General features: G+C 70.9%; 16 protein-coding genes. 3 read left to right on the top strand and 13 right to left on the bottom strand.

The features are described 5' to 3' along the window. Positions 1-66: 66 nt before the first annotated feature. From galK to galT, 3 genes are read right to left on the bottom strand one after another with little or no spacing between them, the layout of a single operon-like run. Positions 67-1,218, bottom strand: coding sequence for a galactokinase (gene galK, locus ACWCP6_RS08205; protein WP_450931547.1), 1,152 nt, complete (start codon positions 1,216-1,218; stop codon positions 67-69). A 28-nt stretch (positions 1,219-1,246) separates the two neighbouring features. After that, on the bottom strand, positions 1,247-2,209 hold the full coding sequence (gene galE / locus ACWCP6_RS08200) for a UDP-glucose 4-epimerase GalE (protein ID WP_450931546.1): 963 nt from the start codon (positions 2,207-2,209) through the stop codon (positions 1,247-1,249). Further along, on the bottom strand, positions 2,206-3,306 hold the full coding sequence (galT, locus tag ACWCP6_RS08195; RefSeq protein ID WP_450931545.1) for a galactose-1-phosphate uridylyltransferase: 1,101 nt from the start codon (positions 3,304-3,306) through the stop codon (positions 2,206-2,208). The genes galE and galT overlap by 4 nt, the downstream gene beginning before the upstream one ends. Positions 3,307-3,509: 203 nt before the next feature. On the opposite strand from galT, the gene ACWCP6_RS08190 reads away from it, so the two are divergent. Then, positions 3,510-5,204 (top strand): sodium:solute symporter family protein, encoded by a 1,695-nt coding sequence (locus ACWCP6_RS08190; protein ID WP_450931544.1) that lies wholly within the window; start codon positions 3,510-3,512, stop codon positions 5,202-5,204. A 21-nt stretch (positions 5,205-5,225) separates the two neighbouring features. Continuing rightward, positions 5,226-5,510 carry a hypothetical protein gene (locus ACWCP6_RS08185; protein WP_450931543.1) on the top strand — a complete coding sequence of 95 codons (285 nt, stop codon included), beginning with the start codon at positions 5,226-5,228 and terminating at the stop codon, positions 5,508-5,510. Here the strand turns inward: ACWCP6_RS08185 and ACWCP6_RS08180 are convergent. From ACWCP6_RS08180 to rsmI, 10 genes are all read right to left on the bottom strand, one after another. Next, a complete protein-coding gene (locus ACWCP6_RS08180; RefSeq protein WP_450931542.1) occupies positions 5,470-6,213 on the bottom strand; it encodes a helix-turn-helix transcriptional regulator in 744 nt (247 codons plus the stop codon). The two genes, ACWCP6_RS08185 and ACWCP6_RS08180, sit on opposite strands and share 41 nt — an antisense overlap. Before the next feature lie 164 nt (positions 6,214-6,377). Further along, positions 6,378-8,261, bottom strand: coding sequence for an outer membrane protein assembly factor BamB family protein (locus ACWCP6_RS08175; protein WP_450931541.1), 1,884 nt, complete (start codon positions 8,259-8,261; stop codon positions 6,378-6,380). 67 nt (positions 8,262-8,328) lie between these two features. Then, positions 8,329-10,098 carry an outer membrane protein assembly factor BamB family protein gene (locus ACWCP6_RS08170; protein ID WP_450931540.1) on the bottom strand — a complete coding sequence of 590 codons (1,770 nt, stop codon included), beginning with the start codon at positions 10,096-10,098 and terminating at the stop codon, positions 8,329-8,331. A 225-nt stretch (positions 10,099-10,323) separates the two neighbouring features. Beyond that, the gene (locus tag ACWCP6_RS08165) at positions 10,324-12,132 is read right to left on the bottom strand and encodes an ABC-F family ATP-binding cassette domain-containing protein (protein WP_450931539.1); all 1,809 of its coding nucleotides are present in this window, start codon (positions 12,130-12,132) and stop codon (positions 10,324-10,326) included. A 199-nt stretch (positions 12,133-12,331) separates the two neighbouring features. Beyond that, a complete protein-coding gene (locus ACWCP6_RS08160; protein WP_450931538.1) occupies positions 12,332-13,279 on the bottom strand; it encodes a 4-(cytidine 5'-diphospho)-2-C-methyl-D-erythritol kinase in 948 nt (315 codons plus the stop codon). Continuing rightward, complete coding sequence (rsmA, locus tag ACWCP6_RS08155) at positions 13,276-14,145, bottom strand: 16S rRNA (adenine(1518)-N(6)/adenine(1519)-N(6))-dimethyltransferase RsmA (protein ID WP_450931537.1); 870 nt, start codon at positions 14,143-14,145, stop codon at positions 13,276-13,278. Before rsmA ends, ACWCP6_RS08160 begins: the two co-directional genes overlap by 4 nt. A gap of 56 nt (positions 14,146-14,201) precedes the next feature. Continuing rightward, positions 14,202-15,653, bottom strand: coding sequence for a ubiquitin-like domain-containing protein (locus tag ACWCP6_RS08150; protein ID WP_450931536.1), 1,452 nt, complete (start codon positions 15,651-15,653; stop codon positions 14,202-14,204). A gap of 141 nt (positions 15,654-15,794) precedes the next feature. Then, the gene (locus ACWCP6_RS08145; protein ID WP_450931535.1) at positions 15,795-16,667 is read right to left on the bottom strand and encodes a TatD family hydrolase; all 873 of its coding nucleotides are present in this window, start codon (positions 16,665-16,667) and stop codon (positions 15,795-15,797) included. Between the two features lie 84 nt (positions 16,668-16,751). Next, on the bottom strand, positions 16,752-17,255 hold the full coding sequence (locus tag ACWCP6_RS08140) for a hypothetical protein (RefSeq protein ID WP_450931534.1): 504 nt from the start codon (positions 17,253-17,255) through the stop codon (positions 16,752-16,754). A gap of 214 nt (positions 17,256-17,469) precedes the next feature. After that, a complete protein-coding gene (gene rsmI / locus ACWCP6_RS08135; protein ID WP_450931533.1) occupies positions 17,470-18,336 on the bottom strand; it encodes a 16S rRNA (cytidine(1402)-2'-O)-methyltransferase in 867 nt (288 codons plus the stop codon). A 150-nt stretch (positions 18,337-18,486) separates the two neighbouring features. Between rsmI and ACWCP6_RS08130 the strand changes: the two genes are divergently transcribed. Beyond that, a complete protein-coding gene (locus ACWCP6_RS08130) occupies positions 18,487-20,226 on the top strand; it encodes a dolichyl-phosphate-mannose--protein mannosyltransferase (RefSeq protein ID WP_450931532.1) in 1,740 nt (579 codons plus the stop codon). The last annotated feature ends 1,425 nt before the right edge of the window (positions 20,227-21,651 follow it).

Below are 21,651 nucleotides of genomic sequence, written 5' to 3'. Positions count from 1 at the left end.
CCGGCCGGCCCGGCGAATCGGGCCCGCATCCCGGCGGGTTGACCGGCCCCGGCACACGGCCGCCGCTCAGGCGATCCGCCGCGCCCCCGCCGACGGCACCGCCGGAAACACCCGCGGTGCCGGGAACCCGGCCGTCGCGAAGGCCTCCCGCACCGACTTGGTGACCGTCTCCGTGTCCGCAGCCTCGACCAGGACGATCGCGGAGCCGCCGAAACCACCGCCCGTCATCCGTGCGCCGAGCGCGCCGGCCGCGTTCGCCGCCGTCACGACGGTGTCCAGCTCCGGGCAGGAGATCCGCAGGTCGTCGCGGAGCGAGGCGTGCCCCTCGGTGAGGACCGGGCCGATACCGCGTACGTCGCCCGCGTCCAGGAGCGCGGCGACCCGGCCCACGCGGTGGTCGTCCGACACGACGTGGCGCACATAGCGGCGGATCCGGTCGTCCGTCAGGCGTGAGAGGGCGTCCGGAAGCGCGTCGTACGGAAGGTCGCGCAGATGCGGGACACCGAGCTGCCGTGCGCCCTCCTCGCACCCCGCGCGCCGCTCCGCATAGGCGCCGTCCCCGAGGGCGTGCTGGACGCGGGTGTCGACGACGAGGAGCGCGAGGCCTTCGGCGGGAAGGTCGAAGGGCACCTGCCGGACCGACAGATCGCGGCAGTCGAGATGGAGGACATGGCCCTCGGTGCAGCAGGCCGACGCCGTCTGGTCCATGACGCCGCAGGGCACGCCGACGAACTCGTTCTCGGCGCGCTGGGCGAGCCGGGCCAGCTCGGGCCGGGACAGGCTCAGCCCGTAGAGGTCGTCGAGGGCGAGCGCGGTCACCACTTCGAGCGCCGCCGACGAGGACAGGCCCGCGCCGGTCGGCACCGTCGAGGCCAGATGAATGTCCGCGCCGGTCACCTCCGTGTGCCCGGCGGCGCGCAGGGCCCAGACCACACCGGCGGGGTACGCCGCCCAGCTCCCGGCCGGCGCCGAGCGCGGGACCAGCTCCTCGACGCGCAGTTCGACGACCGGCTCCCCGATGTCCGCGGAGTGCAGGCGCAGCACGCCGTCGGCGCGCCGGGAGACCGCGGCGACCGCGGTGTGCGGCAGCGCGAGCGGCATCACGAAGCCCTCGTTGAAGTCCGTGTACTCGCCGATCAGGTTGACTCGGCCGGGGGCCGCCCAGACACCGTCCGGCGCGGCCCCGTACAGCTCCTCGTACCCCTCGCGGACGTCCATTCTCTCCTACTTCCGAGGTTTTGTACTACTACTTCTGCCGGCCCTGCGCGAAGGCCCAGGCGTCCGCGACGATGCCGTCGAGGTCCGCGCGCGTGGGGTTCCAGCCGAGGCGCTCGCGGGCGGTGGCGGCCGAGGCGACCAGGACCGCGGGATCGCCGGCCCGGCGCGGCGCCATGACCTCGGGAACGGGGTGCCCGGTGACCCGGCGCACCGTCTCGACGACCTCGCGCACGGAGAAGCCGTTGCCGTTGCCGAGGTTGCAGATCAGGTGCTCGCCGGGGGTGGCGGCGTCCAGCGCGAGGAGATGGGCCTCGGCCAGGTCGGCCACGTGGATGTAGTCGCGGATGCAGGTGCCGTCCGGGGTCGGGTAGTCGTCGCCGAAGACGGAGATGGCCTCGCGGCGGCCCTGGGCGACCTGGAGGACGAGCGGAATGAGGTGGGACTCGGGGTCGTGCCGCTCGCCGTACTCGCCGTAGGCGCCCGCGACGTTGAAGTACCGCAGCGACACCGCGCCGAGGCCGTGCGCCGCCGCCTCGCCGGAGATCATGTGGTCGACGGCGAGCTTGGACGCGCCGTAGGGAGAGGTCGGGGCCGTCGGGTCGGACTCGGTGATCGGGGTGCCGACCGGCTCGCCGTACGTCGCGGCCGTGGAGGAGAAGACCAGCGTGCGGACGTCCGCGTCGCGCATCGCGGCGAGCAGCGCCATGGTCCCGCCGACGTTGTTGTCCCAGTACTTCTCGGGCTTCGCGACGGACTCGCCGACCTGCGAGAAGGCGGCGAAGTGGAGGACCGCGTCGTACGAGGAGTCCAGCCATTTGGCGGCGTCGCGGATGTCGCCCTCGATGAAGGCGGCGCCCGCCGGGACCCCCTCGGGGAAGCCGGTGGAGAGGTTGTCGAGGACGGTCACCTCATGACCGGCCTCCAGCAGATGCGCCGCAACGACGCTTCCGACGTAGCCCGCACCGCCGGTGACCAGGTACTTCCCGCTCATGAACTCGCTACCTCTCGCAGTCGCTCGGCCGCGGCTTCCGGCGGCACGTCGTTGATGAACACATTCATGCCGGACTCGGAACCCGCGAGAAACTTCAGCTTGCCGGAAGTGCGTCGGATGGTGAAAAGCTCGAGGTGCACGGCGAAGTCGTCCCGCCCGGGTGCGCCGTCCTCCCCGCCGTCCGGCACGCCTTCGTGCCCGAAGGGCGCCTGGTGCCAGGCGGAGATGTACGGCGTCGGCGGCCGGCCGGCGGCCTCCTCCCCTCCCTCCATCGCGTCGAAGATCCGGTCGAAGCGCCTCAAGAGTTCCAGATAGACCTGGGAGAACTCTGTGCGTGCCGCCTCGTCCAGGCCGAGCAGATCGGGCACCCGGCGCCGGGGGTACAGGTGCACCTCGTACGGCCAGTGCGCCGCATACGGCACGAAGGCGACCCAGTGCGCGCTCTCCAGCACGACCCGGCGCCCGTCGGCCAGCTCGTCGGCGACGACGTCGTCGAAGAGGTTCCGCCCGGTGCGCCGCCGGTGCTCGGCGAGCGAGCGCAGCATCAGGGCGGTCCGCGGTGTGACGAAGGGGTAGCCGTAGATCTGGCCGTGCGGATGGCCGAGGGTCACGCCGATCTCGGCGCCGCGGTTCTCGAAGCAGAACACCTGGCGGACGCCGGGCAGCTGGGACAGCTCGGCCGTGCGGTCGGTCCAGGCCTCCAGGACGAGCCCGGCCTGTTCCTCGGTGAGGTCGGCGAAGGACGCGTCGTGGTCGGAGGTGAAGCAGACCACCTCGCAGCGGCCGGAGTCGCCGACGAGGGAGGGGAAGCGGTTCTCGAAGACCACGACGTCGTACCGGGAATCGGGGATCTCGCTCAGCCGGTCCCCGTCCGACGGGCACAGCGGGCACTCGTCTGCCGGCGGGTGGTAGGTGCGGCCCTGCCGGTGCGAGGCGATGGCGACGGCGTCGCCGAGGAGCCGGTCGTGGCGGATCTCCGAGGTGGTGCGCGTGGGCGCGAGGGGCCGCCGGTCGGCCGCGTCACGGACGGCGTCGTCGCGCAGGTCGTAGTAGACGAGCTCACGACCGTCGGCGAGCCGGGTCGAGGTCTTCTTCACGTCTGGGGCTCCTCACCAACCCACCCAACATTAACGAACACAACAAACCGTAACTCAACACCTACCGTCAACAGCGCCGCACGAGAATCCCCGGATGTGCAGTGGCTCACAATCAAACAAAAAACATCAACACAACTGTTCATTTCTCTTACCGAGAGGCGTAGGTTCCGGTCCGTTCCGTTCCCGCGACGAAGCGAGATCCCATGCACTACCTGGACCTGGCCGACGGGCCGCAGCTGGCCGCCGGGCTCCGGCTCCCCACGAACGGGCTCGACTACACGATCCTGGCGATCTACTTCGCGGTCGTCCTGGGCATCGGATTCGCCGCCCGGCGCAGCGTGCGGACCAGCCTCGACTTCTTCCTGTCGGGCCGCTCACTGCCCGCCTGGGTCACCGGCCTCGCGTTCGTCGCGGCCAACCTGGGCGCGACGGAGATCCTGGGCATGGCGGCGACCGGCGCGCAGTACGGCGTCGCGGTCGTCCACTGGTACTGGATCGGTGCCATCCCGGCCATGGTCTTCCTGGGCCTGGTGATGATGCCGTTCTACTACGGCTCCAAGGTGCGCTCCGTGCCGGAGTTCCTGCTCCAGCGCTTCGACAGGTCCGCCCATCTGCTCAGCTCGATCCTGTTCGCGTTCGCCGCGGTCCTCATCGCGGGTGTGAACCTGTACGCCCTCGCGATCGTCGTCGAGGCGCTGCTCGGCTGGCCGCAGTGGGTGGCGATCGTCGTCGCGGGCTTCTTCGTCCTCGCGTACATCACGGTGGGCGGACTGTCCTCGGCGATCTACAACGAGGTGCTCCAGTTCTTCGTGATCCTCGCCGCGCTCATCCCCATCGTGATTCTCGGCCTGAAGAAGGCCGGTGGCTGGGACGGTCTGACCGGCTCCCTGGAGCACAGCCACGGCCACAACTTCCTCACCGCATGGGGCGGTACGGGCATAGGTGACGCCAACCCGCTGGGTGCCAACTGGCTGACGATCGTCCTCGGCCTCGGCTTCGTGCTCTCCTTCGGCTACTGGACCACCAACTTCGCCGAGGTGCAGCGCGCCCTGTCCGCGAAGAACCTCAGCGCCGCGCAGCGCACCCCGCTCATCGCCGCGTTCCCGAAGATGTTCATCGTCTTCCTGGTGATGATCCCGGGTCTGGTCGCCGCCGTGCTGGTGCCGAAGATCGGCACCGCCGGCTCGGACCTGACGTACAACGACGCGATCCCCTACCTGATGCAGGAGCTGCTGCCGAACGGCGTGCTCGGCATCGCCGTGACCGGACTGCTCGCCGCCTTCATGGCGGGCATGGCGGCGAACGTCTCGTCCTTCAACACCGTCTTCACCACGGACATCTGGGCGAAGTACGTCGCCAAGGACCGCGACGACGCCTACTACCTGCGCTTCGGGCGCCTCATCACGGCGATCGGCGTGCTGGCATCGATCGGCACGGCGTTCCTCGCCTCGTCCTTCTCCAACATCATGAGCTACCTGCAGACACTGTTCAGCTTCTTCAACGTGCCGATGTTCGTCGTCTTCGTCATCGGCATGTTCTGGAAGCGCGCATCGATGAAGTCGGGCTTCTGGGGCCTGATCGCGGGTACGGCCGCGGCGATGGTGAACTACTTCGTCATCTACAAGCAGGGCATCATCTCCATCCCCACCGACCAGGGCGCCAACTTCGTCTCCGCGATCGTCGGTTTCGCGGCGGGCGCGCTCGTGATGGTCGTGGTCACCCTGTTCACCGAGCCCAGGCCGGAGGCCGAACTCGCCGGTCTGGTCTGGGGAACGAGGTCGCCGGGCATGACGGAACCGCCGGCCGAGGGCGACAGCGCCTGGTACCGCAAGCCGGCCCTGCTCGGCTGGGGCGCCATCGCGCTGGCCGTCGCCTGCTACGTCCCGTACTCCTTCTGAGCCGATCGGAGCCCGAAGACCATGTCCCAGTTGCAGCGCGAGGTCTCCGACCTGCAGAGCAAGTCCGAGACCGCCGCCCGTCTCTTCGACATACGCCGCATCATCGGCGGCCTGTTCGTGATCTACGGAGTGATCGTGACGATCGCCGGGTTCACGGCCTCCGACGCGGACCTCCGCAAGGCCCAGGGCATCAACATCAACCTGTGGACCGGCCTGGGCATGCTCGCCCTCGGCCTGTTCTTCCTGGTGTGGCTGAAGCTGCGGCCTACGGCTCCGCCGGTCCCGCAGGACCAGGACGCTCAGTGACCTCGGGCGCCTGATCCGGAGCCCGCCCGAGGAGCCCCCCGCGGCCCGCACGGTCGAGCAGACCCGTGCGGGCCGCGAGCGCCGCCGCCTCCAGCCGTGAGCCGACGCCCAGCTTCATCAGCACCCGCTGCACATGCGTACGCGCCGTGCTGGGCGCGATCCCCATCCCGGCCGCGATCACCCGGGTGTCCTCGCCGTCGGCGACGCGGACCAGCACCTCCACCTCGCGGGGCGTGAGCATCTGGAGCAGCCGCTGCCCCTCGTCGTCCGGCTGGGCGGCCGGGTTGAGCAGCTCGCCGAACGCGCCCTGGAGCAACTGCGGCGCCACCGCGGCCTCTCCCGCCCGCGCCTTCATGATGGCCCGCTCGACCCCTTCGATCCGCTCGTCGTGCCGTACGTACCCGGAGGCACCCGCGGCGAAGGCCGCGGCGATCCCCCGCGGGCTCGGCACCGGACCGAGCACGACGACGGCGACCTGCGGCCGCTCCCGCTTGATCCGCACCACCGGGTCGAACGCACCCGGCCCGGCGGGCGTCGCGGTGCCGAGCAGGCACACCTCCGGCGCCCTGCTGATCACCAGCTCCGCCGCGCCCGCGGCCGGCGCGGCCGCGGCGAGCACCCGGTGCCCGCGCAGCTTCAACGCCGAGGCCAGCGCCTCGGCGAGCAATCGGTGGTCGTCGACCACCATGAGCCGCACACCCATCGAGCAACCCCCAGCTTCCCCCCATGGATCCCCGATGGATCCCGAGCCCCCCGGCCCTCATCCCCCGGAAGCTACACGGAAGCTCCCGAAACGCGCCACAGCCCCGGTCGACGCGCCGAGGGCGTCGACCGGGGCCGTGGGGCGTGCGCTCCGTGGTTCCGCCGCTACCGAGCGGCACCGAAACCGAGGACCGTGTACTCCTTCTCGTCCGCCGAGTACGGCTTGCTGATCAGATCCTTGCCGAAGAACAACCGGCCGTCGTGGTACAGCAGTTCGGCCGAGTCGGGCACCATGCTGCTGACCGCGTCCTGCACGGACTCCGTCGCCGGGGTCTCCAGCAGCTTGGTGGCCTTCGTCGTGGAACCGTCGACCGACACGATCTGGCTGCCCTTGTCGTACGGGCCGTCCTTGTACGCGATCACGTTCCCGCCGTCCATCCGGACCGGGAAGATCGTGTAGTCGTCGCCCGCGTCGACACGGTCGCCGGTGGTCTTGCCGGTGGCCAGCGAGAAGGACACGATCTCGTTGGTCTGGTTCAGGCCTCCGCCGGAGCCGTCGTGCTCCTTCGTGGCGACGTAGAGCTTGTCGTTGCCGACGACCATGCCCTTGCAGTCCCACACATGGCCGACCTCGCAGTCGCCGTCGTACTTGCCGTCCCCCAGCGTGATCTTGATCCGCAGCTTGCCGCTGTCGTCGAGCGAGAAGACGTCCGTCACACCGGTCGCGGTGACCTCGCCCGAGTCGACACCGAAGACGACCGGCTTGGTGGAGAGGATCTTGGCGTTGTCGATCCCGGCGGGCAGCTTGTAGCTCCACTTGACCTTGCCGTCGGTGGGGTCGAGCAGCTGTACCTCGTACTTCTCGTCGTCGAAGTTGCCGCACTTGCGGACCGCGACGAGCTGTTCCCCGCCCGCGTAGCCGACGTCCTGGCAGTTGCCCGCCTTCGGCTGCCACAGCACCTTGCCGGTCTTCAGGTCGAACGCGGCACCACCGGTCAGGCCCGAGCCCGCGGCGACGGTGTTGCCGGTGATGGTGACCTCTTCGAACTTGACCTGCTGGTCGGCGTCGATGCTCTTGGTCCACACCTTGGCACCGGTGTTGACGTTGAACACCGTGACCTCGCTGCAGAACTGGTGGTCGCCCTTGGCGTTGCGCTTGGCTCCCTCGCTGATCACCGCCGACAGGCCGTCCTTGGTGATCTCGCGGGAGTACCCGCAGGTCTCGCCGGGCAGCGGCAGCGTCCACTTCGTGCTGCCGGAGTCCGGGTCGTAGCCGACGACCTTGTACAGGCCGGCCTTGGCGTACACCGTGTCGGTGAGCCAGGAACCCTTGACGCTGTCAATGTGGTCCTTGGGCACGGCCGGGGCCGGCAGCTGGAACAGCACCTTGGCGCTCGGGTTCGCGGGCGCCTTCTCGGTGGCTTCCGCCGCCTTGTCGTCGCCGCCGCCCTTCTTGTCCTTGCCCCCGCCGCCGGTGGCACCGCCCGAGCTGACGTTCGGGTCGTCGCCGCCCGAGGAGGACGCGTACCAGACGCCTCCGCCGACGATCAGGGCGATGACCAGGACGGCCACGCCGACGATCAGCACGATCGGGTTGCCGAACTTCGAACCCCCGCCGCTGCCCTGGGTCTGCATCGGAACCGTGGGCGGCGGGTACGCGCCGTACTGCGGCTGCTGCTGCTGCGGATAGCCGTAACCGGGCCCGGCGGGCATGGTGGGCGGCTGGCCGGCGGGCACGGTGGGCGGCTGACCGGGCGCGCCCTGCTGCGGGTAGCCGTAGGGCGGCTGACCGGGCGCCCCCTGCTGCGGATAGCCGTAGGGCGGCTGCGCCGGGGGCGGGGTCTGCGGGGGCGCCTGCGGGTAGCCGTAACCCGGCCCGGGAGGCGGGGGCGTCTGACCCGGCGGGGGCGTCTGCGGCGGCTGGCCGGGCGGGGGCGTCTGCGGCGGCTGCGGGGCGCCGAAACCGCCGGGCGGCTGGTCCTGGGGCGCGCCGAAACCTCCCTGCGGGGGCTCGTTGGGCGGCTGCGGCGGTTGCGGCGGCTGGGTCATGGTGTGTCTACCTCGGGAACGAAACGGGGTGTGCGGAGCGGGACTTCACGTACCGGGGCCTGGGCCGTCACTTGCCGAAGGCCATCATCAGCTTCTGCTGGCCCTGGGTGCTGCCCGACAGCGTCGTGGTGGAGATGTAGAAGCGCCCGTCCGCGTAGGCGACGTCCTTCGAGAAGAAACCGTTCTCCATCTGCGCGGTCCCCTGAGGGTGCTGCAGGATCTTCTCGGGCTTCTTGCTCCCGAACGGAATGCCGTAGACCGCCCCGGGCTTGCTGTAGGTCGGCTCGGCGTACGCGATGAGCCGGCCGCCCTCGACCTGCATCGGCATCAGCGTGCCGTCGGGGGACTTCACCCGCCACCGCTCCTTGCCGGTGGCGAGGTCGATGGCGACGACCTCGTTCGCCCCGCCGACGGTCTTGGGCTTGGTCGGCAGGTAGAGGTTGCTCTTGCCCACGGTGGCACCCAGGCAGCCCTGAAGGTTACGGCTGAGGATGGACAGGCCGCACTCCGGCGCGAATTTCTCGTTGACGGAGACCTGCGACATCAGGGTGCCGTTGGCCTTCAGCGTGCTGATGTTCCACGTCTTCTTGGCCTCGTTCGTCGCATGGATGACGACCGGGTCGACGGCGTAGATGTGGCTGACCTTCCAGCCCTTGGGCAGCTTGAAGGTCCACTTGGGCTTGCCCGTGTTCGGGTCGACCTCCTGGACCTGCTCGGCGTCGGAGGTGCCGCAGCTCTCCGCCGCGATCAGCTTGGCGCCGCCCGCGAACGCGTCGGGCTGGCAGTCGCCCTTGAACTTGCCGAACAGCTTCTTGCCGTCGCTGACCCGGAACCCGCTCACCCCGCCGAGACGGGTCGCCGTCACGGTGTTCCCGCTGATGGTCAGCTCCAGGTCGGTCATGATGTCGAAGAGGCCCTCCTCGGGAACCTCCTTCTTCCACCCCGACTTGCCCGTGTTCAGGTCGACCTGCATCAGCTGGTTGCACTTGGCCTTGTCGCTGACGCCGCTCATGTACGCGACGACGATCTTGTTGTCGTCGGTGGTCTGCTTCGAGGCGCCGCAGATCTTGTAGGGCAGCGAGAGCGGGCCCCAGGCCGGCTCCCCGTTCGAGACGTTGTACGCGGAGAGCTGCTTGTACGCGGCCTTGACGGCGACCTTCTTCGTGACCCACATACCGGGTGCGTCGGCCCCCGAACCGGGCACGTCCGGCGCCGGCTTGTACCAGAGGACCTTCGCCTCGCCGGGCCGGCGACCCTTGTTGAGGTTCTCCGGGTCCTTGCCGCCGTCGCCGCTGCCGTCACCCGGGTTGACCGGAGCCGACGCGGAGGACTTCGGGTCGTGGTTCTTGTCCGCGGTGGGCTTCTTGTCGTCGCCGCCGCCGACGACCGCCCAGACGGTGCCGCCGATGACCAGCAGACCCGCGACGGCCGCCGCGATGATCAGGCCCGTCCTGCCCGTGAACGGGTTCTTGCCCCCGCCACCGGAACCGCCCGTGGACGGGCCGGGGTAGGGCTGCTGCTGCGGATACCCGTACTGCGGCTGCGCATACGGGCCCGGCTGCTGCGGCTGGCCGTAGGGGCCGGACTGCGGCGCTCCGTAAGGGCCGGGCTGCGCGGGCTGCTGCGGGTAGCCGTAACCGGACGGGGGAGTCTGGGGGTAGCCGTAACCGGGCTGCGGCGCCTGGGGGTAGCCGTAACCGGGCTGGGACTGCGGCGGCATCTGCGGGGGCTGGCCCGGAGGCGTCGGCGACTGGGCCGGTGGCTGCGGGCCGTTCGGCTGCGGTTCCTGCGGAGCTCCGAAACCGCCCTGCGGCGGCTGATTGGGCGGCTGAGTCATCAGCGCCTTCCCCCTGTTCATTTCACTGATTTCTCAGCGACGCCCTACATGTGCGCGGCTGAGGTGTGCGCGGTCGTACACGGCCGAGAAGCATCCGGCGGGCGTACCGCGTTTTCTGTTGTTGTCCGGTCGCCCTTTCTATCACTCCCCCCGCGCACGCAACGGGCCGGTACGCCCCCTGTTCCCAAGGGCGGACCGGCCCGTGATGCCTCCGTTACGGGGCCTTCACGCGTCCTCCGCGAGCTCCAGCCAGCGAAGTTCCAACTCTTCGCGCTCGGCAATCAGTTCACGCAGTTCCGCGTCCAGTTTCGCCACCTTCTCGAAATCCGTGGCGTTTTCGGCGATCTGTTCGTGCAACGTGCTCTCCTTGCCGGAGATACGGTCCAGTTGCCGCTCGATCTTCTGGAGTTCCTTCTTCGCCACGCGAACGTCCGCGGCGCTCTTCTCCTTTACGGGGGCCGCGGAGGCCGTGGGCGCGGCGGCCGGGGCGGCAGCCTCCACCATCCGCTGCCGCCGCTCCAGGTACTCGTCGATGCCGCGGGGCAGCATCCTCAGGGTGCGGTCGCCGAGGAGCGCGTACACGTTGTCCGTCGTGCGCTCGACGAAGAAACGGTCGTGCGAGATGACCACCATGGACCCGGGCCAGCCGTCCAGCAGGTCTTCGAGCTGGGTCAGGGTCTCGATGTCGAGGTCGTTGGTGGGCTCGTCGAGGAAGAGGACGTTGGGCTCGTCCATCAGCAGCCGCAGCAGCTGCAGCCGGCGCCGCTCACCACCGGACAGGTCCCCGACGGGCGTCCACTGCTTCTCCTTGCCGAAGCCGAAGGTCTCGCACAGCTGACCCGCCGTCATCTCCCGGCCCTTGCCGAGGTCGACGCGGTCGCGCACCCGCTGCACGGCCTCCAGCACCCGCCAGTCGGGGTCGAGTTCGACGACCTCCTGCGAGAGGTAGGCGAGCTTCACGGTCCTGCCGGTGACGACGCGGCCGGCCACGGGCTGCTCCTCGCCGTCCGTGCGGGCGGCGTCCGCCATGGCGCGCAGCAGCGAGGTCTTGCCCGCGCCGTTCACCCCGACCAGGCCGATCCGGTCGCCCGGGCCCAGCTGCCAGGTCACGTGCTCCAGCAGCACCTTGGGCCCGGCATGGACGGTCACGTCCTCCAGGTCGAACACGGTTTTGCCGAGCCGCGACGACGCGAACTTCATCAGCTCGGAGGTGTCGCGGGGCGGCGGCACGTCCTGGATGAGGGCGTTGGCCGCCTCGACGCGGAAGCGCGGCTTGGACGTACGGGCCGGTGCGCCGCGCCGCAGCCACGCGAGCTCCTTGCGGACGAGGTTCTGCCGCTTCACCTCCTCGGTGGCGGCGATGCGCTCGCGCTCCGCACGGGCGAAGACGTAGTCGGAGTAGCCGCCCTCGTACTCGTAGACGGCGCCGCGCTGCACGTCCCACATACGGGTGCAGACCTGGTCGAGGAACCAGCGGTCGTGCGTCACGCACACGAGCGCCGAGCGGCGCTCGCTGAGGTGCTTGGCGAGCCAGGCGATGCCCTCCACGTCGAGGTGGTTGGTGGGCTCGTCCAGGACGATCAGGTCGGGCTCGCCGATCAGCAGCTTCGCCAGGGCGATACGGCGGCGCTCGCCGCCGGAGAGGGGGGCGATGACGGTGTCGAGCCCGTCCGGGAACCCGGACAGGTCCAGTCCGTCGAACAGCCCGGTGAGGACGTCGCGGATCTTGGCGTTGCCCGCCCACTCGTGGTCGGCCAGGTCGCCGATGACCTCGTGCCGGATGGTGGCGGTGGGGTCGAGGGAGTCGTGCTGGGTGAGGACGCCGAGGCGGAGGCCACCGCTGTGGGTGACGCGGCCCGCGTCCGGCTCCTCCAGCTTGGCGAGCATCCGGATCAGCGTCGTCTTCCCGTCGCCGTTGCGTCCGACGACACCGATCCGGTCTCCCTCGGACACGCCGAGGGAGACGGTGTCGAGCAGGGCACGGGTGCCGTAGATCTTGCTGACGCCTTCGACGTTGACCAGGTTGACGGCCACGGAACGGGTCTCCTGACGGGGGTCTGGAACGATGGATCAGCCTTCTAGCGTAGGCCCTGCGGGTACCGGCCCACGCGGGATACCCGGGAGCCCGGGCAGCGGGGGGCACCCCCGTCGCCCCGGGGCCGGGAGGCACCGGGGGAACGGCGACGGAAGCGGGGGCGTCCGGCTGCCGCGGACGGGTCGGCCGGCGTGCGGGTCAGCGGAGCGCGGCTCCCGGGGCCGGGGAGTCGGTGACGCGGACGGCCCGGCACGTGCCCGAGGCCCGGAGCGCGTCGGCCACCGCGTGGGCCGTGTCCGCGTCGGCGGCCAGGAACGCGGTGGTGGGGCCGGAGCCGGAGACCAGGGACGCCAGCGCCCCGGCGGCCCGGCCCGCGGCGAGGGTGTCCGCGAGTGCGGGGAAGAGCGACAGCGCGGCGGGCTGGAGGTCGTTGGAGACCGTGGCGGCCAGGGCGCCCGCGTCGCCCGTGCGCAGGGCGTCGAGCAGCGCGGGGGACGCCACGGGCTCGGGCACCTCGACGCCCTCGCTCAGCCGGTCGAACTCGCGGTACACCGCGGGCGTGGACAGCCCGCCGTCGGCGACGGCGAACACCCAGTGGAAGGTGCCGCCGACCTCCAGCGGCTGGAGCCTCTCCCCGCGCCCGGTCCCCAGCGCGGCGCCTCCGACCAGGCTGAACGGCACATCGCTGCCGAGCTCGGCGCAGATCGCGAGGAGCTCGTCACGGGGCGCGCCGGTGCCCCACAGGGCGTCGCAGGCGACGAGGGCGCCCGCCCCGTCCGCGCTGCCGCCGGCCATGCCGCCGGCGACGGGGATGTCCTTGGCGATGTGCAGGTGCACGTCGGGGGCGCGGCCGTACCGCTCGGCGAGCGCGAGGGCCGCCCGGGCGGCGAGGTTGCTGTGGTCGAGCGGCACCTGCGCGGCGTCCGGCCCGGAGCAGGTGATGCGCAGCCCGTCGGCCGGGGTCGCCGTCACCTCGTCGTACAGGCCGACCGCCAGGAAGACGTTGGCGAGGTCGTGGAACCCGTCGGGGCGCGCGGCGCCCACGGCGAGCTGGACGTTGACCTTCGCGGGCACGCGCACGGTCACGGACCGCGCCGCCGCGGTGTGCCCCGCCGTCCCGCGTTCCGCATCCGACGCCGTCGTCACTGCCCCGCCTCCCGGTTCTCCGCGATCCGTGCGAACTCGTCCACCGTCAACGCCTCGCCGCGCGCCTGCGGGGAGACCCCTGCCGCGACGAGGGCCGCCTCCGCCGCCGCGGCCGAGCCCGCCCAGCCGGCCAGCGCCGCCCGGAGGGTCTTGCGCCGCTGGGCGAAGGCCGCGTCGACGACGGCGAAGACCTCCTTCCGGGAGGCGGTGGTCGCGAGCGGTTCGGTGCGGCGGACCAGGGACACCAGACCGCTGTCGACGTTCGGGGCGGGCCAGAAGACATTGCGGCCGATGGCGCCGGCGCGCTTCACCCGGGCGTACCAGTTGGCCTTCACCGACGGGACGCCGTAGACCTTCGAGCCGGGGTCGGCGGCAAGACGGTCGGCGACCTCCGACTGGACCATGACCAGGGTGCGTTCGATCGTCGGGAACGTCTCCAGCATGTGCAGCAGCACCGGGACGGCGACGTTGTACGGGAGGTTCGCGACCAGCGCGGTCGGGGCCGGGCCCGGCAGCTCCTCCACGTGCATCGCGTCGCTGTGGACCAGCGCGAACCGGTCGGCGCGGTCGGGCATGCGTGCCGCGACCGTGCTGGGCAGCGCGGCGGCGAGGACGTCGTCGATCTCCACCGCGGTCACCCGGTCGGCGACCTCCAGCAGGGCGAGGGTCAGCGAGCCGAGGCCGGGGCCGACCTCGACGACCACGTCCTCGGGGCGCACCTCCGCGGTGCGGACGATGCGGCGGACCGTGTTGGCGTCGATCACAAAGTTCTGGCCGCGCTGCTTCGTCGGGCGGACGCCCAGGGCTGCGGCGAGTTCTCGGACGTCGGCGGGGCCCAGGAGGGCCTCGGGGCGGGTGTTGCTCACCCGGCAAGCCTACGTGGGCCCACGGGCGGCCCGTGGCCGCCGTCGCCCACGCGGGGTCACAGCTGGTCGCCGCAGTGCGGCCAGGGGCTGGATCCCCGGCTTACGTACAGCTTCTTCGCCCGGTACGTCTGTTCCGTCGCGCTCGCGTCCTGGGGGCGGCCCTGACCGCCGAGGGAGCGCCAGGTCCGTCTGTCGAACTGGTAGAGGCCCCCGTAGGTGCCGGAGGAGTCCACGGCGTCCGGGTCGCCCCCCGATTCGCAGTCGGCGAGGGCGTGCCAGTCGAGGCCCTCGGCGCCCTGGACGGTGTCGGGGTGGGGTCTGGTGCCCACGCGGATCAGCTGGGTCATGGGCTCGCGCACCACGTCGGTGTTCATCCGGCGCGGCTTCTGCCTGACGCCGTTGACGGTGCGCAGCGCGTACGTGACCCGGAGGGCGCCCGGCCGTCCGGGGCGGCTGACGACCTCGGTGCCGCGGAAGAGGGTGGGGTCGTCGTTGCGCTCCTCCGCGAAGGGGATCGGTTCCTCACGGACCTCCCGGCCGCCGGTGATCCGCATGACCGTGATCGTCTGCCCGTCGCGCGGGAAGCTGTCGGGCGGCACGGACGTGGTGTCCTCGCCGCCGAGCCGGATCCCGGCCTCGTCGACGGCCTCCCGGACGGTCGCCGCGTTGGTACGGAGCGTCCGCTCCCGGCCGTCGGCCATGATCGTCACGGTGCGTTCGGTACGCACGTCCAGCTCCAGGCCCGTCCGGTCGATCCGGCGGGAGCGCGAGGCCGACAGGGCGGCGCCCTCGGCGCGCACTCCCAGCTGCCGGAGCGCCCCTTCGACGGTGGCGGCCGTCGTCCACACCCGGCGCCGCTCTCCGTCCAGGGTGAGCGCCATGGGCCGCCCGTAGCGCACGGCCACCTCGTCCCCGCTGTTCAGCTCGGTGCCGGGGGACGGGGACACGACGTCGTGGGTGCCCACGGGGACGTCCTCGTCGGCGAGGAGTTCACCGACGTCGTCGGCGAAGGTGTGCAGGGTGCGGCTCCGCCCGTCGACGGTGAGCCGCACCTCCTTGTCGGCGGCGACGAACGCGGTGGTGCCGCCGGCCAGGAAGGCGACGACGAGTGCCTGCGGGACCAGCAGCCGCAGCCCGTCGGGCGAGCGGTCGGTGAACCCCCGGCGGCGTGCCCGCCGGGGCCGGGCCCGTCGGCCGCCGCCCCCGGACGGACGGCCGGCCGGCGCGGGTACGCCCGGGCTCCCCGTCTCGCGCTCCGGCTGCGGGACCACGGCGTTGTAGGAGGTGTCCGGGACGGTGGGCGCCTCGTGCCAGGCGGGGGTGCCGTACTCGGGGATCTCGTAGGTGGCGGTGCCGCCGTACTCCGGAGTGCCGTACGCCCGTGCGCGGGCCCGCTCGCGGGCCGTCTCCTCACATGCCGGGCAGGTCCTGGGCACCCCGCACGTCCTGTGCGTTCCCGCCCCGTAGGTCTCGTACGCCTCGTACGTCCCGTACTGCGATCTGCTCACGATGACGCTCCAGAGGTTCTCCGGGCAATGAAGCAGCGGCCCGCGCGGCTCCGTGCGAGGAGACAAGCGGGCGGAGAGAACCTAGCGGAGCGAATCGTCACTCTCCAAAGCGACGCGGCTACGGAGAGTGGAATGACCCGGTTACCCGATATCGAACGCGCGTGCGGTGTTGGCGGAGATCGCGGCCGCCAGCTCGTCCTCGCCCACCCCCTTCGTCCGCGCCATCGCGCGAACCGTCACCGGAACGAGGTACGGGGCGTTGGGCCGTCCGCGGTACGGCGCCGGGGTGAGGAAGGGCGCGTCGGTCTCGACGAGGACGAGGTCGAGCGGGGCGGCCACGAGGGCGTCGCGCAGCGGCTGGGCGTTCTTGAAGGTGACGTTGCCGGCGAAGGACATGAAGTAGCCGTGGGCGGCGCAGATCTCGGCCATCGCGGCGTCGCCGGAGTAGCAGTGGAAGACGGTGCGCTCCGGGGCGCCCTCCTCCTTGAGGATGCGCAGCACGTCGGCGTGCGCCTCGCGGTCGTGGATGACGAGGGCCTTGCCGTGCCGCTTGGCGATCTCGATGTGAGCGCGGAAGGACCGCTCCTGCGCGGCGCGGCCCTGCTCACCCGTACGGAAGTGGTCCAGGCCGGTCTCGCCGACGCCCTTGACGTGCGGCAGCGCGGCGAGCCGGTCGATCTCGGCGAGCGCCTCGTCGAGCCCGGCGTCGCCGGCCGGCGCCCGGCCCTCCTGGCGCGACCAGCCGTCGGGGTCACCGTGCACGATGCGGGGCGCCTCGTTCGGGTGCAGCGCGACGGTCGCGTGGACGTTCGCGTGGACCCGCGCCGTGTCGGCCGCCCACCGGGAGCCGTTCACGTCGCAGCCGACCTGCACGACCGTGGTGACCCCTACGGACGCGGCCTTGGCCAGGGCCTCCTCGACCGTGCCCGACTGCATGTCGAGGTGGGTGTGCGAGTCGGCGACCGGCACCCGGAGCGGTTCCGGCAGCGGCGGCGGGGCGTCATTCGAAGGCATGCCCCGATCCTACGAAGCGGGATCCGGCAGGCGTCCCGCGGATCGGGCGAGCCGGGCGCGATCCGCCGGTGACCCCCGAGTCGCCTAGTCACCCTTGCGGTGGAAGTACCGCATCAGGTCCGACAGGCCCCAGTGGTGCTGCCCCCTGCGTGCCGCGCGCTCGGCGCGGGTGGCGGCTATGGAGCGTGCGGCCGCGGCCTCGACCCGCCGCGTCTCCGCCTCCAGCCGCTGCGCATCGGCCGTGGCCTGCGCATCGGACGGCCCCCACTCGGCGTCGACCTTGTCGACCAGCTGTCCGGGGAAGTGGATGCGCTGCATGCTGTCGCGCACGGAGGAGACCCGTCCGGCGCGCATGATCCGCACGACGCGGTGACCGCAGTTCAGGCACTTGGGCTGGGAGAGCGGGGAGGGCACGCGCTGCCCGTTCGCCCGGTAGACCACGAAGTCGTTTCCGTCTGCGTCGCGGAGGTGTTCTATCTCGTAGGACTGCTCCCAGCCGTGCCCGCAACGCATACAGGCGAAGGAGTACGACTCGTGAACGACAGCGGTCGCCGTGGTCGGGTTGCCGGTCCCTGCGATCTCACTCATGCCAGCTCCTCTTGTCCGCTGGACAAGCGCTTCCGGAGCGGAGAACGAGCGCCCCGGACGCGGGGGACGGGTGCGTCCCCTTTCAACCAGTGGACGCTTTTCCCGGCGTGAGCGCATCAGGCCTGTCGACTGTTGGACGCGATTTGGTCTTTCCTTATCGATCGAGCCCGGTGTGACGCCTTCGCTTTGCTTTTTACGATAATCCTTTGCGGTCCTATGGGGCGCTCCGAGCCGCATTCTTTGCCGCGACGACAGCATCGAAGACCTGGCGTTTGGGCAGGCCCGCCTCGGTGGCGACGGCCGCGATGGCCTCCTTGCGCCGCTCCCCCGCCTCCTCGCGCACCCGGACCCGGCGCACCAGCTCCGCGTCGTCCAGTTCCTCGGGCCCCTTCTCCGCGGCGCCCTCCACCACGACGGTGATCTCGCCGCGTACGCCCTCGGCGGCCCAGACGGCCAGCTCGCCGAGCGGACCCCGCTTGACCTCCTCGTACGTCTTGGTGAGCTCGCGGCAGACCGCGGCACGCCGATCCGCGCCGAAGGCTTCGGCCATTGCGGCGAGTGTGTCGTCGAGGCGGTGCGGCGCCTCGAAGTAGACGAGGGTGCGCCGCTCGTCCGCGACCTCGCGCAGCCGGGACAGCCGCTCGCCCGCCTTGCGCGGCAGAAAACCCTCGAAGCAGAAACGGTCGACGGGCAGTCCGGACAGGGCAAGAGCGGTCAGCACGGCAGACGGACCGGGCACGGCGGTCACCCTGATGTCCCGCTCGACGGCCGCCGCGACCAGCCGGTAGCCCGGGTCGGACACGGACGGCATGCCCGCATCGGTGACCAGCAGCACCCGCGCCCCGTCCGCCAGCGCCTCGACCAGCTCGGGCGTACGGGCGGATTCATTGCCCTCGAAGTACGACACGACACGCCCGGACGGGGTCACGCCGAGGGCCTGGGCGAGCCGGCGCAGCCGGCGCGTGTCCTCCGCGGCGACGACGTCGGCGCCCGCCAGCTCGGCCGCGAGCCGCGGCGGTGCGTCCGCGACGTCGCCGATGGGGGTGCCTGCGAGTACGAGGGTTCCGGGCGTTGCTGTCACCGCTCCATCCTCGCAGCACCCGCGGCACGGGCCGCCGCGCCGTCGCGGGACGCCCGGCATGCGCCGTTCCGTCCCGTGGCGGGCGCGGCATGGGCGAGTCACGGGCCCGGCCCACGGGACTCGCACAGACGCGTTCCCTACGATGGCGCGGTGACCAGTACCGCGTCCTCCACGGACACCCGGCAGGGCCAGGCCTCCGTAGAGCAGCAGCCGTCATGGCAGTTGCGGCTGCGCCGATTCGGGTACGCCGAGCGGCCCAGAGCCGGCGTCCGGGAGCGGCTCGTGCCGCCGTACACCCGGCCCGGCCCGCGCCTGTGGGAGACGTTCGGCGTCTCCCCGGACACGGCCGAGCGGATGGTGCGCCGGCTGGAGTGGCTGGGGCCGCTGCTGGTGACGCTCGTCGCCGGTCTGACGCGGTTCTGGAACCTGGGCAGGCCGCGGGCGGTGATATTCGACGAGACGTACTACGCGAAGGACGCGTGGGCGCTGATCCACCGCGGCTACGAGGTCAACTGGCCCAAGGATGCCAACGACTTGGTCCTGCAGCAGCACGGCCATGTCGCACTGCCCACCGACGCCGCGTACGTCGTGCACCCGCCGATCGGCAAGTACGTGATCGGACTCGGCGAGTGGATGTTCGGGTTCGATCCGTTCGGCTGGCGGTTCATGACGGCGCTGCTCGGCACGCTGTCGGTGCTGATGCTGTGCCGCATCGGACGGCGGCTGTTCCGCTCGACGTTCCTGGGCTGTCTGGCGGGCGCCCTGCTCGCCGTGGACGGACTGCACTTCGTGATGAGCCGCACCGCGCTGCTCGACGAGGTGCTGATGTTCTTCGTGCTCGCCGCCTTCGGCTGCCTCGTCATCGACCGGGACAAGGCACGCGCCCGGCTCGCGGCCGCGCTGCCGGTCGGTCCCGACGGAGCCGCACACCCGGACGCAGGCGTCGCGGAGACGTTCCGTCAGGGCTTTCGGCCGTGGCGGGTGGCCGCCGGACTCTGCCTCGGTCTCGCCTTCGGCACCAAGTGGAACGGCCTGTACATCCTGGCCGCGTTCGCGCTGATGACGGTGCTGTGGGACGTGGGCGCACGACGTGTCGCCGGGGCGCGCCGGCCGTACCTGGCCGTGCTGAAGCGCGACCTCGGCTGGGCGTTCCTGTCGACGGTGCCGGTGGCCATCGGAACGTATCTGCTGTCCTGGCTGGGCTGGATCCTCTCGCCGGCGGACGGCACGGGCGGCTACTTCCGCAACTGGGCCGCGACCGACGGCAAGGGCGGCGACTGGACCTGGCTGCCGGACTGGCTGCGCAGCCTGTGGCACTACGAGTACGAGGTCTACCAGTTCCACGTCGGCCTGAGCTCCCCGCACACCTACCAGTCGAACCCATGGAGCTGGATCGTCCTCGGCCGCCCCGTGTCGTACTACTACGAGTCCCCGGCCCCCGGTCAGGGCGGCTGTCCCGCCGACGCGGCCGACAAGTGCGCGAGCGAGGTCCTGGCGCTGGGCACCCCGCTGCTGTGGTGGGCGGCCTGCTTCGCGGTGCTGTACGTGCTGTGGCGCTGGGCGTTCCGCCGCGACTGGCGCGCGGGGGCGATCGCCTGCGGCATCGCGGCCGGCTACCTGCCGTGGTTCATGTACCAGCACCGCACGATCTTCTTCTTCTACGCGGTCGTCTTCGTGCCCTTCCTGTGCCTGGCCGTGGCCATGATGATCGGCGCGATCCTGGGCCCGCCCGGCGCCACCGAACGCCGCCGGGTGGCCGGGGCCGCGACCGCGGGCGTCCTGGTCCTGCTCATCGTCTGGAACTTCATCTACTTCTGGCCGATCTACACGGGCACCACCATCCCGCTCGACGCGTGGCGGGCGCGGATGTGGCTCGACAGCTGGGTCTAGCCGGGGCGGACACACCACGAGGGCGCGGCTGCCGGCCGCGCCCTCGTGGTCGTTGCGGGCCGCGGCCCCACCCGCGGCGCGGTGACCCAGGGTGATGACAGAGCGCGACGGAACGTACCGCGGCGTCGCGCGCAGGGCCCGGGCGGATCGAAGGCACCTCGGAGCGCGTGCGCCCGTCCGCGCTTCCCGTGACCCGGCCCCTCCCATCAGCTGGGGGGTTCCTCTCCGTCGAACCGCTCCGGAGAACTCTTGTTGACACGATCACTAAAAGTCCTCGTATCGACGCCAGCACCACATAATGGACATCTTGGGCTTTGATTCCTAGGTCCTATAGATTTCTAATGTCCGGATATGTGACGCGCCTGGGTGACACTCACGCCGCTGAGCGGTGGAGATTGCCGGAAAACACCTGGCACTCAGTGCCAGCATCGCCCTGATCGGCGGGTATTGATTCCGCGGATGCTTACCGAGGCCTTACTTCGATCTTGGAAAGCAAGGACGGTTTCGGATCTCCGCCCGAAATGTCGATGAATGGGCCTTTTGGATCGACTGAGGCGAACGCCACACCCAGGAAATCGGCACGCAGTGACCCGCACCCCTTTCCACCAGCCCATTCAATTGATCGACTTCCCTTTTATGGCATTCGCGCGCCCGTTACGGGGCGAGCACGCCTGGTAGCAGGCGGGATAGGGTGCCGCTTAATCCCTTCGGGTTGTCGCGCTTCACCAGCTGGAGGCACGAACACCTTCACGGACACGGGACCGAATCCCGCGGGCTGTCGCTTCGACGGAGACAGCAGGGAGGGGACGATCTTGAAGAATCTAGTGAGGAGGATTCGAGATCGTTGGCGAGAGCACTGGGCGCCCAGGATCACTGCTCAGCGAGTGTCGGCATGCGCCGCCGTGACGATGCTCTTACTCAGTCTGATCGACAGGTTGCATACATGGCTCTGATCGCGAAAGACCCCAGCTGAGTGATCAACCAGGGCCTTTCGACCACGATGCGCGAAGGACTCCGCTCTGATCTTCCGAGTTGCAGCTCGGATGGGCGGGGTCCTTCGTGTTGCATCACCCGGATGGGTGATGTGCGCGTCCAGACGGTATCACTGCGTGCTTTCGCGCGACCATCAATCCGGAAAAGGACCGACGGATGAGGAGCGCCCCTCCCGTCCATCCGACCTGCACTTTTCCGTGAGTGAATGCAGCAGCGGTGAATCCACTCACGAGGGTGACAATTTGCGAGTGCATCCGATGGACGGATGGGCCCGGACGGACGGGGCGTTCACTCCCGTCGACGAGGCCGGGCGGACGGAGCGGGCGGACGCCCGGGGTGACCGTCGCGCGCCGAGCCGGAGCGGTACAGGGAGAGCGGCGCCTCACGGCCGCCCCGCGGCGCCGGCGGACACGGCCGAGGCGCACGGTGTGA

Source organism: Streptomyces sp. NPDC002004 (genome assembly GCF_053593975.1).
The sequence above is the reverse complement of the archived record's forward strand: the minus strand, read 5'-3'. Positions and strand labels throughout refer to the sequence as shown.

Coding starts and splice junctions, on each gene's coding strand:
- ACWCP6_RS08140 (WP_450931534.1), bottom strand. CDS start 17,255: ATGAGTGAGATCGCAGGGACCGGCAACCCGACCACGGCGACCGCTGTC.
- ACWCP6_RS08185 (WP_450931543.1), top strand. CDS start 5,226: ATGTCCCAGTTGCAGCGCGAGGTCTCCGACCTGCAGAGCAAGTCCGAG.
- ACWCP6_RS08180 (WP_450931542.1), bottom strand. CDS start 6,213: ATGGGTGTGCGGCTCATGGTGGTCGACGACCACCGATTGCTCGCCGAG.
- ACWCP6_RS08175 (WP_450931541.1), bottom strand. CDS start 8,261: ATGACCCAGCCGCCGCAACCGCCGCAGCCGCCCAACGAGCCCCCGCAG.
- ACWCP6_RS08190 (WP_450931544.1), top strand. CDS start 3,510: ATGCACTACCTGGACCTGGCCGACGGGCCGCAGCTGGCCGCCGGGCTC.
- galK (WP_450931547.1), bottom strand. CDS start 1,218: ATGGACGTCCGCGAGGGGTACGAGGAGCTGTACGGGGCCGCGCCGGAC.
- ACWCP6_RS08145 (WP_450931535.1), bottom strand. CDS start 16,667: ATGCCTTCGAATGACGCCCCGCCGCCGCTGCCGGAACCGCTCCGGGTG.
- ACWCP6_RS08170 (WP_450931540.1), bottom strand. CDS start 10,098: ATGACTCAGCCGCCCAATCAGCCGCCGCAGGGCGGTTTCGGAGCTCCG.
- galE (WP_450931546.1), bottom strand. CDS start 2,209: ATGAGCGGGAAGTACCTGGTCACCGGCGGTGCGGGCTACGTCGGAAGC.